The 13,169-nt window shown below is 39.7% G+C and carries 12 protein-coding genes; all 12 read right to left on the bottom strand.

Features of this window, described 5'->3' with window-relative positions:
• Positions 1 to 2 precede the first annotated feature (2 nt).
• The gene (locus GR929_RS04540; RefSeq protein ID WP_159517743.1) at positions 3 to 1,253 is read right to left on the bottom strand and encodes a DUF4302 domain-containing protein; all 1,251 of its coding nucleotides are present in this window, start codon (positions 1,251 to 1,253) and stop codon (positions 3 to 5) included.
• A 5-nt stretch (positions 1,254 to 1,258) separates the two neighbouring features.
• The gene (locus GR929_RS04535) at positions 1,259 to 2,152 is read right to left on the bottom strand and encodes a zinc-binding metallopeptidase (RefSeq protein WP_159517742.1); all 894 of its coding nucleotides are present in this window, start codon (positions 2,150 to 2,152) and stop codon (positions 1,259 to 1,261) included.
• Positions 2,153 to 2,176: 24 nt separating this feature from the next.
• The gene (locus GR929_RS04530) at positions 2,177 to 3,733 is read right to left on the bottom strand and encodes a RagB/SusD family nutrient uptake outer membrane protein (protein WP_159517741.1); all 1,557 of its coding nucleotides are present in this window, start codon (positions 3,731 to 3,733) and stop codon (positions 2,177 to 2,179) included.
• A gap of 13 nt (positions 3,734 to 3,746) precedes the next feature.
• Positions 3,747 to 7,406 (bottom strand): SusC/RagA family TonB-linked outer membrane protein, encoded by a 3,660-nt coding sequence (locus GR929_RS04525; protein WP_159517740.1) that lies wholly within the window; start codon positions 7,404 to 7,406, stop codon positions 3,747 to 3,749.
• A gap of 134 nt (positions 7,407 to 7,540) precedes the next feature.
• Positions 7,541 to 8,713, bottom strand: coding sequence for a FecR family protein (locus GR929_RS04520; RefSeq protein WP_159517739.1), 1,173 nt, complete (start codon positions 8,711 to 8,713; stop codon positions 7,541 to 7,543).
• Between the two features lie 107 nt (positions 8,714 to 8,820).
• Positions 8,821 to 9,375, bottom strand: coding sequence for an RNA polymerase sigma-70 factor (locus tag GR929_RS04515; protein ID WP_159517738.1), 555 nt, complete (start codon positions 9,373 to 9,375; stop codon positions 8,821 to 8,823).
• Between the two features lie 627 nt (positions 9,376 to 10,002).
• Entirely contained in the window at positions 10,003 to 10,404 is a 402-nt protein-coding gene (locus tag GR929_RS04510) for a hypothetical protein (RefSeq protein WP_159517737.1), read from the bottom strand.
• A gap of 244 nt (positions 10,405 to 10,648) precedes the next feature.
• The gene (locus tag GR929_RS04505) at positions 10,649 to 10,828 is read right to left on the bottom strand and encodes a TonB-dependent receptor plug domain-containing protein (RefSeq protein WP_159517736.1); all 180 of its coding nucleotides are present in this window, start codon (positions 10,826 to 10,828) and stop codon (positions 10,649 to 10,651) included.
• Positions 10,829 to 10,842: 14 nt separating this feature from the next.
• Positions 10,843 to 10,986 carry a hypothetical protein gene (locus GR929_RS04500; protein ID WP_159517735.1) on the bottom strand — a complete coding sequence of 48 codons (144 nt, stop codon included), beginning with the start codon at positions 10,984 to 10,986 and terminating at the stop codon, positions 10,843 to 10,845.
• 24 nt (positions 10,987 to 11,010) lie between these two features.
• Positions 11,011 to 11,235 (bottom strand): carboxypeptidase-like regulatory domain-containing protein, encoded by a 225-nt coding sequence (locus GR929_RS04495; protein ID WP_159517734.1) that lies wholly within the window; start codon positions 11,233 to 11,235, stop codon positions 11,011 to 11,013.
• Between the two features lies 1 nt (position 11,236).
• The gene (locus tag GR929_RS22115) at positions 11,237 to 11,767 is read right to left on the bottom strand and encodes a DUF4249 family protein (protein WP_159517733.1); all 531 of its coding nucleotides are present in this window, start codon (positions 11,765 to 11,767) and stop codon (positions 11,237 to 11,239) included.
• Between the two features lie 333 nt (positions 11,768 to 12,100).
• Entirely contained in the window at positions 12,101 to 13,168 is a 1,068-nt protein-coding gene (locus GR929_RS04480; RefSeq protein WP_159517731.1) for a DUF4249 family protein, read from the bottom strand.
• Position 13,169: the final 1 nt, after the last annotated feature.

Raw genomic sequence — 13,169 nt, 5'->3', positions numbered from 1 at the left:
GCTTAATCTAAGGTCAGTACGAACCATACATCAGCATTGCCAACGCTGGTAAGTTTTACAGTACTTGGATTTTGCTCATCATCCATTTCGACCTGATAAGGCGCATTGTCGGTTATTACATCGACAAACACCCCTAGGTGGGTGTAATAACTCCAATTAAATCCTTCTGATACTTTAGCAATGTCGAGATAATCTGGTTGATTGGGCACTCCACTAAAACTTAGATTATAGTGTGAACGGTATGGCCCGGGATAACTGTAAAACGAAATACCAATATCGCCCAGATCGACACGAACACCGCCCATTTTTACAGTTGGAGCCAATTGCTCACCCCATACTTGAGCGTTTGCATTGTATATTTCCACAAAGGTATTGAAAACTGTGTCGGAGCATGTATTGTCTCCCACAATATCAAGACTCCAGGGAGCAGATGTCAAATTAACGGGGGCAACAACGAGTTGAATAGAGAGATTGCCCTGGATTGAGCTAAAACTAAGCTCTTGCTCATTAAAAACAAGGTCTTGATAACTTTGTCCCTGTATTTCAACAGGCTCGTAAAATGAAATCCCTGTATCGGTAACAATATATGGAACAACAATTGATGTGTCATTGCCATTATCGGTGTACTCAAAAGTAAAGTTACGATTCATCTCCTGTGCCGACACGTCTTCGCCATTTACCGTAACATTAAAAGATGCACCCCCCAAAAAACCTGCGATCTCTTTAACCTTAGCGATATAATCCTCAGCAGGTTCAGTCATTTTTGTAAGGCGCATTTTATTCCCGGTTTTCGTTCCTTGTACTGTAATCACATCATTTTCGGACGACATCAGCAAAAACTCATAATCGCCTCCCTTTGCATTGTATTCGGCACCCGAAGGTGTTGCAAAATAATGCATGAACGGATTATAGGTATTAAAGGTCAGTACAGGGCCACCATAGGAAATAACATCGTAAAATGACACGGCAGGGGCGGTAAGGTCATTCATTCCTTCGTACCAAACTGCTACGCTATCGTTCTCATCAAACTTAACCACATAGCTGTAACCGCCGTATTGCATTTCTTTATCGGGGAAATACTGAAATAACCATCCCTCATCAGAATTCTTCAGAGTCTCTTGGTAGTGCTCAACTGCTGCTGTTTTTCGTTGTGATGCTGTTTCATCAAAAAGCATCTCTGTTTCATTATCACACGAAGTGGTAAAAATGCTTAATACACAAGAAAACAGCATGATATAAATAATATTCTTCATAGTTACTATTCTATTGTTATTTTATCAAGGTCTTGTTCTCCCAACTTACTTGCACGCATTTGAATAGAGGCACGCAATTTGTCAATATCAATATCCCACACTTGTTTTAGGTAGGCTTTTACAATGGCCATTTTCTCGCCAATGATAGCACTTCCATTTTCACCGGCTGCTTCCATTTTTTCAGCCCAGGCTTCCTCTGAGTTGGTGATATAATGGGCAATCAGCTCAACAAAATCCTCATCGGTTTCTTTACTGGAATAGTCGCTAATAAAGCCGGCCTCCAACGAAGACCCCGAATCCCATGCATCATCCCATGAACCACCGACATAGTCGGTTGCCGATATTTTATCAAAATCGGTCGAATAGTCTTTGGTTTGATGCAAAATATGCGAGAATTCGTGAAAAATGGTTCTGAAATAATACCGATACAATGCAGCTGCATTTGTTACATCCAGGTTATTGATATTGTAAAGAGTAATCTTCAATCCACCTTCGGCAGTTCCCAATACCATTGTACCATTATTCAGGTAAGCCGGAGAGCCAACCATCATAATCATTTTAGGAAAATATTTTTCCAAAAATCCATCCGGAGCAACATCTTCATAGGCATCTAAACATAAATACTTGACCAGATTCGCCATTTTTATTGAATTCTCATAAAGTGCCGGCACCAGTTGGTAATCCATGTCAGACTCGATATCTTCCATTTTATACATGAATCGAATATTATAGGGTTTCCTATAAATTTCGTCCAAATACTTATCAAAAGCATTCTGGGTTTTGCTTTCTACTGTAATTACGCTAACATTGGGGTTGGGACCTTCCTCTTCAGTACATGCCCCAACAGTAACCATGATTATAGCGATCATCAGCCAGTAGGTTATTCTGTTTTTGTTCATGATTTTTCTTTTTACAGTTAATTATTAACGAGGATTTGCCTCTACTCCTGCTGAAATGACATCTTGTGGAAGCTGCAATGCTTTGCGTAGGTCATCTTTTTCCAACACATCCAAAACTTTTACAGTTCCATTCGATTGAATTTGATAGCGTGGCACTTCAATTCCGTAGCGCTTAATATCGAACCAGCGCAAACCTTCGTGCAAGGTAAGTACTCTGCGGCATTGCAATACATAGTGAATTAAATTCTCCTGCAAACCTGCCACTACCGTAAATCCCGGGCTAAGTTTCTTTTTCTGACTTGGTGTATCCTCAGATGAATAATCAAGCCCATTGTAGAAAGTGTTGATGTCATCAAGCGTTGTTTCCGCCCCTGGAATATAAAAGGCACGAGTCCAGGCATTCAAATCGGCTAGTGCTTCATCATTCCTATTCAACATGATTTCGGCTTCAGCCCTTACCAAAAGGGTTTCATCTGTCGTAAATGGGATCATAACTGTTTTTGTATAACCAATGCCTGCAACAGGATCTGTATATTCAAACAAGTATGGAATTTTATAAAACAAGGTTTTATCCAAGTTGTTTCCTGCGTATACAAATGGACGATAATTAAAATACCCAAGGAGAACACCGTCTGGAGCCCAAGGCATGGGCGCATTAAGCGTTTGCTCTTCAGCAACTTTCTCAGTATGATTAAACCGTGAACCAACATAAAACGCCCCAAAGTAAAGCCCCAGACTAGATCCAGTTGGCACAGCCAACAAATCGGCAGGATCGTTTATGTAAGCATTGGTTACAGCCTCGCGGGATCTGGGAAGCTCCCCCATGGCCGTCCAGTCGCGCAATCGCGATGATGGATTCGTTGTTAATACTTCGGTAGCATAACTAATTGCCTTTTCCCAATTCTCATAAAACAAGTTAAAACGGGCAGCAAATGCATAAGCAGCCTTTTGGTTAAAGTGGTACGCAGCTACTTCGTACATATCATCGCTAATTAAAGGTAGTGCAGCTTCAATATCTGCATCAATTTTCTCATACACTTCTTTAACTGTGCCTCGCTCATACTTCGGATTCAACGTGGTCTCGGGTGCTTCCATATAAGGAATCCCTAAATCAGTATCACTTGTTGCCGAGTTATAATGTTTACAAAAAACATTCACTAAAATAAAGTGTGAATAGGCACGTGTTATTAGTGCTTCGCCTTTTTCGGCCAGTAGGTTTTCTTCACCGATTTCTTCAATAGCAGCCAGTGCCTGGTTGGAGTTAGCAATAGCAAGATAAGCTCCTTCCCAAACATTTTTCAAATCATCATTATCAACTTCGGTAATCTCCTCCCAGTTTGCCATTTGCTCATATATCCTGGTTGAATTTGGATTTAATTCACCTGTATCATCAATATTGTCGGATGAGAGTTCGCAAGCCAAAGCATAGTTCCCGTCAGAATATGCAGAAACGAGAAGTTTCCTGATCTTAACCTGACTATCGACTTCGGCTCTGTTATCCGGAGCTTCATCAAGAAAATCATCACATGAGAAGGCCAATAAGGCCATCATGATGAAATATAGTATTTTCATTCTTTTCATATCTATATCTTTTTTATAAACCAAGCTTTAAGGTAAATGTAAACTGCTTAGGAACCGGAGCGGCAACCCCTCCTGTATTAAAGAATTCAGGATCCTGTCCATTCAATTTATCATCAGAGTAAATTAAAAAGAGGTTTGTTGCCTGAACTTTAAGAGATAAATTATTCACCCCAAGTGCTTTTGTTACTTGCTTATTAAAATCATAGGATAAAGAAACATCCTTCATTCTAATAAAATCACCTTTTGCAATTCTTGCAGTAGAATAATTATAAGCGTTATACGCGGTTGCTAAATCAGCACTCCCAATATTATCTTCTTGTCTTGTTGTGGCAATAACAGGAACATCGGTATGCGCTTCGTCACCGGGATTTACCCAACGATTTTTAAATTCGCGGGGTAAGGCGGTCAGGTCCGAATAGGAACTATCGAATACAGGATCGAGACGTACCACATTTCCAAATGAATAGGTAATGAAGACATTAAATCGAAATCCTTTATACGAAAAAGTATTGTTTAAACTACCCATGTCTGTCGGGTCGGCCGAGCCTGAATACTCCAGGAAATCAAGGTTTTCACGTTCCTGAAAATAAACATCGAACACCGTTGTTTCATTTTTGTCGTTTAGGAATGTTGGCAGACCTTCACTATTCAGTCCCTCAAACGGGATTGAAAAAATGGAACGTACAGGATAGCCTTCGCGGGCAAATCCAGTTCCCCTAACCAAATCAATTACCTGAGATCTTGTCTCCAAGTCGGTCACTTCATTCTTTACTTTTGAATACACGAAGGTGGTAACCCAAGAGAAATTATTCGTTCTAATATTGGTTGACGACAATGAAAATTCATAACCATCAGATTTCATAGATGCAACGTTACCGAATTTAGAAACCTCTCCTCCTAACCCCTGTGTATTAACAATGCCAATCAGATCGAAGTTGTCTCGTCGATACACATCAAAAGTGGTATTAAGTCTGTTGTTAAGAAACCCAATTTCAGCTCCAAAGTTGAATTCATGTTTTTTCTCGTAGGTCAGGTCGCTATTTTCAAGCGAGTTGATATAAAGCGCACTTTCCTTTACTCCGGCACTTGGGCGCCATGGTGTTTCACTTCGAATATCAACTAACGAGTTTGTCACATTGTACGGGCCTCTGTCGGCCGTTAAACTATAAGATGCCTTTAGCGAAAGATGTGAAATTGCTGGCTCTAAGTCCTTAAAAAAGCCTTCTTCGTGTGCGTTCCATGCACCTGAAATATTCCAGGTAGGAAGCCAACGGGCACTTTGAGAACGACCTAACTTGTTCGATCCTTCATAACGCAATGTACCATTTAAAGTATACTTCGCTTTATATGAATAGGTCGCATTACCAAAAAAGGCAACATTCCGGTAGCGGGTATTCTGAATACTATAATATAAATTATTCTCCTCTATTCCCTTTTTGAATAACTCATAGGTGTAGAATGGTATTTCCCCCATGGAGTATTGCATTCCCCATCCGGTATTGCTTGTTTGCTTCCGGTCGGATGAGTTAATCTCCATGCCACCATAAAAATTCACAATGTGGGTTTCGTTGAAGACATCTTTGTACGATGCCGTTGTCCGCAAGTCATATCCAAGCATGGAATAATTCGTTCGTGTATAAATACCTCCTTGAGGCAATACACTAACAGGTAAAGCATAAGGATCGTCAGGATCAGTATACAAAAATGGGTTGTCATCTCGAATGGTTACATTGCCCATTGCCCGATAGGCTTGAGCCTGGTTCGAAAACTCAGTAATATTATGCTCTTGCGAAGTTGCTTGATATTTCAATGCTCCCAAAGCACTCAACTCTACTTTTGGCACCACTTTCCATTTCAGCTGCGATTGGAACTTAACATTAACCACATTCAAATCAATATTATTTTCACTCAATTCCTTTTTGATATTGAAGGGGGCGTAATTACGCGTGTAGTAGTTATCCGGATCTAAAGCTCTTGAAGAGTTTAGTGCAAAAGAATATGGGTTAATATCAAAATCGCGTTTAACCTTTCCGGTAACCACATCTACATCCTGAGCTAAAGTTCCGGGAGCTTTTTGCTTCCGGTATGAGGCACTACTAATTGTATTTAACGATAGATTATCACGAATCTTATAATTCGTATTAAAATTCGCGGTATAGCGATTCACCTTACTGTCGAGCGTCCAGCCCGGATCAACCAAAGCACTAATTGACGCGTAGTAGCTTGATTTTTCAGTTCCTGAAGACATGCTTACGGAATGATTCTGCATGATATTGGTATTGAATAGCTCATCAAACCAGTCGGTGTTCCGGTATTCAGCCTGACGTAAAAATCCGGCCATGGCCTCCGGCGTATTGGGTAATACATAATTACCTGATCCGTCAAGCTGATTCAGTTGACTATACATGCGTCCGTACACGCCGCTTTCACGGGCATTCGCAATATCGGCATAATTCAACCATCCTCCTTCGCGCATTTCTTCATAAACCGACATTTGTTCCTGAGAGTTCATGATGTTAAAATCGCTGTAAGATGGAGTTAAGCGGTATGTATATTCGCCGGTATAATTAATTCGGCTTACGCCGGCTTTACCTCTTTTTGTAGTAATTACAATTACACCAGCCATTGCCCGTGCACCATAAATTGATGTTGCCGAACCGTCTTTTAAAATCTCAAAACTTGCAATATCATCAGCATTTAAACCTGCAATAGCTGAGCTAATCAGCGTTATTGCATCTCCTGATGAAAGATCATCAGAGCTCATTTCAACCACATCTTCCATAATCACTCCATCAACAACCCAAAGAGGTTTCGAACTTCCATAAATTGAAGTTGCCCCCCTCACACGTATTTTTGGTGCAGTACCAAAAGTACCTGAAACGTTTTGCACAGAAACCCCGGCGGCACGTCCTTCCAGACCACGACTAACATCTGCAATACCAGCAAGCTTAACATCTTCCGCATCTAATCGCTGGCTTGCTCCGGTAAACAATCGTTTATCGGTTGTTACCATACCAGTGACCACAACTTCGTTTAGATTCTCTGAAAACGACTCTAAAGTCACATCCAACTGAGACTGTCCATCGATTTTTACTTCCTTCGGTTTCATACCGATAAACGAAAAAACAAGTGTTTGATCTGCTTTGTCAGGAATTTTTAACCGGTAACGACCATCGAAGTCGGTTGCTGCTCCAAGTGTTGTTCCTTTAACAACTACGGAAACTCCGGGCATTGGAGCTCCGGTTTCGTCAGTAACAACACCGCTAACCTCTTCAACCTTCTGAGGTTGTACATTCGGTGTGCTCTGCTGCTCGGAGTCGGGATTCGATTTAATGATGACCACTTGATCCTTTATCTCGTATGAGAGTCCGGAACCAGACAGGCATTCATCCAATATGTTCTCTACTGTCTTGGGACTAGAGCTAAGCTCAACCTCCTCTAGCTTTTCGACTTCATCAACATTAAAAAGAAAGGTGTAATCGGTTTTCTTTTTAAGTTCATTTAAAACATCGACCAAAGAGCATTTATTCATTTTTAGCTCAATGAGTCTCTCTCCTGATCTTGCTGAAACCTGCAAACAGGTAAAGCTTACGATCAAGACCAAAAGCGCAAGTTTTCTTATACGAAGGCGTCTTGCCCATTGTAAAGAAAAATCTTCACATTTTTTCTTCATACTTTGAATGTGATTAAGTTAATACCTCGTTTTGTGAACGATGTTATAAGTACCAGCTATTAGAGAATTAAAAACACTAATCCCTGCCTCCAAACATCTCGTTCTGTTATTCTATTATGCTTCTTAATGATTGATTACTTACTAACGACTACATCATGTCCGTCCACGCTAAATTTGACATTTTGCGTTGTTGCCAACATATCCAAAACCGTACTCAAATCGTCATATCGTTTAATATCACCCGTGAATTTAAGTGACCTATCAACACCATCGGAGATTGTAATATTTACGTCGTACAATCGTTCAAGCCTTTTCATTAAACTGTCCAAACTTTCATTTTCAAAAACCAAACGCCCACGCGTCCAGGCTGTAAACACACCGGCATCTATCTCTTTCCTTTGCACGACTCCCGTTAATGTGTTCACACACAACTGCTCGTTGGCCATCAGTAGCTCCTTCTTTCCCCAATGGTCATCATCTACAATAACCTTCCCCTCAACAACAGTTGTCACCATTTCATATTTTTCATCATAAGCATTTATATTGAATGCCGTGCCAACTACTTTTACTTCTACGTCATTAACATCAATAACAAAGGGAACTGCCTTGTCGGGAGCAACCTCAAAAAAACCTTCTCCTTTAAGTGAAATCTGTCTAATATTTTTTTCAAATCGGGTAGGAAACACTAGTTTGGAATTGGAATTCAACCAAACTTTTGTTCCATCCATCAGGGTAAACTTATATTTCGCGCCCCGGGGAACAATGATTGTATCGGAAACGGCTGATCGAAAAAACGAACTAAACCGTTGTTTTTTATTGTGAACCAGATGGCTGATATTATTTTTAAGATTTGATGGATCTACGAAGGTTTCTTTAGTGATGTCCAATGGATATACTTCGCCATCTCCGGTAACAAGCATGGCTTGTTTGTAATTAGCAACACCATGTTCTAATGTATGAGTGGAATTCTTATAAGTAGAAATCAGGTACACGCTTACCACAAACACTGCGAAAACAGCTGCGGCAGATTGTAGATATTTTATAATCGTTCTACGTCGGCTTCTTCCCCTAATTTCAGCTTTTATATGCTGCCAGCCTTTATCCTTATTGATGGTTTGTCGGATCTCCTCCTTACGCAAGTATTCTTCGCGAGGCGACTGAAGTAATCTTCTCAGCAAATCAGAGTTTTCCTTTTTATCAGATTCCCACTCTGCTAAAAACCGCTCTTCCTCATCTGATAAACCGCCCTTTATTTTTTTTGCAATTAGATCAGAAATATAGAACTCTAGATTCATTTTGTCATCCATTGTCAACTTATCATGTATATAAGTCAGAAACAGGCAACCCTTAAAAGTGGGTGACAAAGAATTCAATTATTTTTTATTTGCCTTCACTCGACAAAGCTCTAATCCATTCATAAACAAAGCAAAATGAGATTTATTTTTTTCAATTTCTCTCGTAGAATTTTTTTGGCTCTCATCTTCTGAGTTTTTACGGTATTGATTGAAATATTCAAGTCTTCCGCTATTTCATTGTTCTTAACGCCATTCAAACTCATTAAATAAATCTCCCGAGCTGATTCCGGAAGTTGCTGTACCGCTTCATTAATAATACGGTGCACTTCTTCTTCGATAACATGTTGCGAGAAATACTCCTCACTATAGACAAAAGGTGCTACTTCCTGACTAAATTTTTGACGCACCCGAAGATGATCCAAATAATTGACGCAAGAGTTTCGAACAGCTTTATATAAAAATGCTCGTATCGCATACTCATTGTCAAAATTATTTTTCCTCAACCAAAATTTGATAAATGTCTCCTGTACAATATCTTCAACTACCGTTTGATCATGAATAAATTTTTGACCAAATAGTACGAGAGAGTCATAATATTCCACATAGAAGGCTTCGAACTCCTCATCATTTATACTCTTTTTTCGGTCATTTAATATCTGAGACAGCCTATTCATTCAGCTTATCATTTATAAGTACTACACTTATGGAATTATCTAATGCACACAAAAACAGGCACATATAGCGGTCATTTATCGTAAAATCCACAATAGAGGCTGGCAAAACAACAGTTCATATTGTGTGATTAACGGCTGATAACTAGTTGTTTTTCGCCCCCACTCAACACAACTACAAAAAGACATAAGAAGCTGGCTATTTCGCAATCTCTTCCTGTTCAGAACACGAATTCATTAATTGAACAGACTTTCTATCCTTACCGAATGACAACATATTGAACTCCCAAAATTAATATAATATAAATACTTTCTCGGCAAACGAGTGAAAAAGTCTAATAACAAAAACTGTGATTCGGCAGGTTGTTACACCTATTCGAAAACAGAAAAGTCGTGATGCGGACTAACCTCCCGTTATGAGACAATAGCAGACTTAAAAGCACTAATGATCGAAACAGCCAACAAGATCAAAATTTAATACCGTTTTCTGTCAAAACGTTACAGGCAACAAAAATCACAAAAACCAAAGTGGATATTACGAATAAAAAAAGTGGGCATCATCTTCGGTGGTGGCAATGTGGCATTTGGAGAATGTGTCGTGTTAAGGTGATTAATATTTATTACGAATGACTACCATTGATAAGTATATGAAACCGATGGCATAATTGGGAATAATGAAAATTGGTAGAGTTTCCGACTGTCCCCACTTGATTTGAAATAATAGTAATAAGGGTTCATCCGGTTATAAAGGTTGTAAATCCCGAAGTAGAAATTTCGTTCACCCTTTTTCAATTGCTTTTTGAAGTTTAGCCCAATATCCAACCGATGATAGCTGGCGGTTTTATAGTTATTGATACTACCATAATTGTGTGCGCCCAAAAACATCTTATCAAAATAGTTGTCACGAAAATAGTCGAAATCGATTGCCGGGAAAGCCTGAGTGGCGAGCGTAATGTAGTTGCCTGAGGCAAAAATCCAGTTGACAGAAAAAGAAACCTTTTGATGTTCCTTTTCCCGCTTTTTCGATTGCATCTTGCCAGTTTAGCGTATTAAAAACGGTAAAGCCAGGTTTGTAATCGATCAGGTTACGCATTTTTTGTAGTAGGTCTCAATCGAAAAATCGACTCCTTTAATATTCCGGCTAAAGGCGAGGGCAATTTGATCGGACTTTTCTGGTTGAATTGAAGAGGTAGATGGAACCCACAAGTCGTTAGGCAATCCGGCAGAATTGTTCGCCAAAAGGTGGATGTACTGGTGATTTTTGGAGTATGATACTTTAATTGCAGTTTCGTTTGGCAACGATATGATTGACGTAATAAAGTGGAACATCGTCCATTAAAATGAGATTTTGATCAGGCGTTCCACCACGAACATAAAAAACTGATGTTCCCTCGTCTCCCATTTTCACGCCGGGTATTAATTGAAAACTTTTCATTAGATCGGGTTCACCGGTCATGGTCGGTAGCTTTTTTAAAGGTCGATTGGAATCTCCACTAATCCGGTAACCCGTTCTTCTGTACCTTTCGCTTCTATTTTGACTTCTCCAATTGAAAGACCCGGAGCCAGATAAAGATTGACCAACGAGTCATTTTGTGCAGGGTTGGCAAATAACAATTTCTGGTAGCCAATGAATGAAATTTAGAGAGTTGCTTTTGCAGAAGTGGTTAATCTGAAATAGCCATTGTTGCCAGTCGAGGTTCCTTTTTGGCTTGCAGGTTGAAAGACGGTTGCCCCGATCAATGGCTCATCGGTTGTTGCGTCCCTGACAAAACCTTGGAGGGTATGGTTTTGAGCAAACAAATGAGTAGGGAATACAATTGGTAGCACTAACAGAAAGGTTATAATGATGCGGTTTGCTTTCATGTTATTGAGCTATATTGGTGCAAACCTTGATGTCCTGTGTATATGCTGCATAAATTCCCAACCCGTTTTGTACATTCGAATACAGTTCAACCGGATCGCCTTTGAAGAGGTTGTAAACATCATCCCGTTCGACGTTTTGATTATATAAATGACTGATGATGCTTTTCCGGTATTCGTAGTAATTACGACTCACGTTTTTCAAAACGATGGTTGGATTTGATGACTCAGAAAAGATATCAAGAGTCAATGTTTGTCCGCTAAATAATTCATCGGTAAAAAGCAGTGAACCTGGCGGGTTGGGATCATTTTCATTATCAACCGTGATGACCGGGCTGCTGATATGAAAGGTATTTACGAGACGATTGTTTTCATCCAAGATGACGAGTTCATGGTAATTTTTTCTGTCAGGATCATCATTAAACGAAACCGTGATTTTCCCAAATTGGACGTGGTATTGATCAGTATAAACCGGATATTTATTCGTCGCTTGCTCAATTTTTATATTGGCTGGTACAGTATCAATAGCCGACAATGTTTGCCCATCCTATTTCTGCACAACGACACGATAAACACGCCTGATTTCGGGCAACAGGAAATTTTGTAGTTGCCATTCGTTGAGTTGTTTCCTGTCCACTTCAAGGAATCATTTTCATACAAGGCGACATTCAGCCCATTGATGTATTCCATTGTGTCAAGTTGGATGTTTGTTGTTTGACTAACAGACAATTCAATTGGTTCACCGGGAGTAAAAAGACAATTGACAACCGGCTTTTGCTCTTGTTGCGTCAAGTCAATTTCAACGATCTTTTGGCAAGCTAAAAACAATATTAGGTATACGAGAAGAAAAAATATGCCCCTTTTCATATTATTCCCTCCTAATTTGAATCATTTGTTTTTGGTATCCTGCGAATATCCCTGTTCCATTCCCGATGTTGGAATAAACAATAACGGGCGCTGCATTCAAGTTGCCCCGGTTTGAAAGCTGTAGCAAATAATCTTTCTGAAACCGATAATACTCTTTACTTAGATCCAAGTACTCCAACCAATATTCTCCCCGATAAAAATTATTCGTGTATACTTTCACAGGCACTTCCTTCGAAAATTCCCCCAACAGGGTGTATGTTTCATAAGTAGTTTGATAAAACAATCCAATATTCGAAATGCAATCAATTAAACTGTAGCCGCTGGAATATCGCTGATTTGTTCTTTCATGAAAAGTGGCCTGGCCAATCTCATAACAATAATTGGATTGCTCCTTTGGGCTCAGGAAATTCCCCAATGTGGGGCAAATATCCCCATAAAGGGTTTGACCAGACAACGGTGTTAATTTATCAATAGCCGTTTGATCAACACCCAGCTGTTGCATCCGTTGAAATGAGTTCTCATCAAAATAGTAGGTATTGTATCCTTTCACCGTATCGAATACCATAACCCGTATCCTGCAGTACTGTTCCTGTGCAGACGATGGAACAATGGTAAAACTTGTGGGGTACATTTCGCTCCAAATGTTGTTTTGCAGAACAACATCCTCGGGGAGCGTTCCTGATACAATTCCGTTTAATTGTGACTGAGCGGGGATACTGCTGGTGGCACGTATTGTATCATGCCCTGGCAAAGAAACATTCAAGTGATAAACAACCTTGGCTTTAGGTTTTACTTGTGACCAATACCTTCCGTTCCCGTTATTTATCAGGGATGTACTTGTGCCATCTTCCCCTCTAATTTCTACCTGAGCATTATCAATTCCAGTCTGGTTATCTTTTTCATTAATTGAAAATGTATTATAAACATTAACCCTCCAAATAGAATCGGGGTTGAAGAAACAAGTTATGGCAACTTTATTTTCATTCGACGGAAAACTCAAGTCAATATCCTGAACGCAGGCCGACAGCACAACTATGAACAAGACAAAAAATGGGACTCGTTTTTTCATG

Origin of the sequence: Sunxiuqinia indica (assembly GCF_009847015.1) — a bacterium.
GTDB classification, from domain to species: Bacteria; Bacteroidota; Bacteroidia; order Bacteroidales; family Prolixibacteraceae; genus Sunxiuqinia; species Sunxiuqinia indica.
The sequence above is the reverse complement of the archived record's forward strand: the minus strand, read 5'-3'. Positions and strand labels throughout refer to the sequence as shown.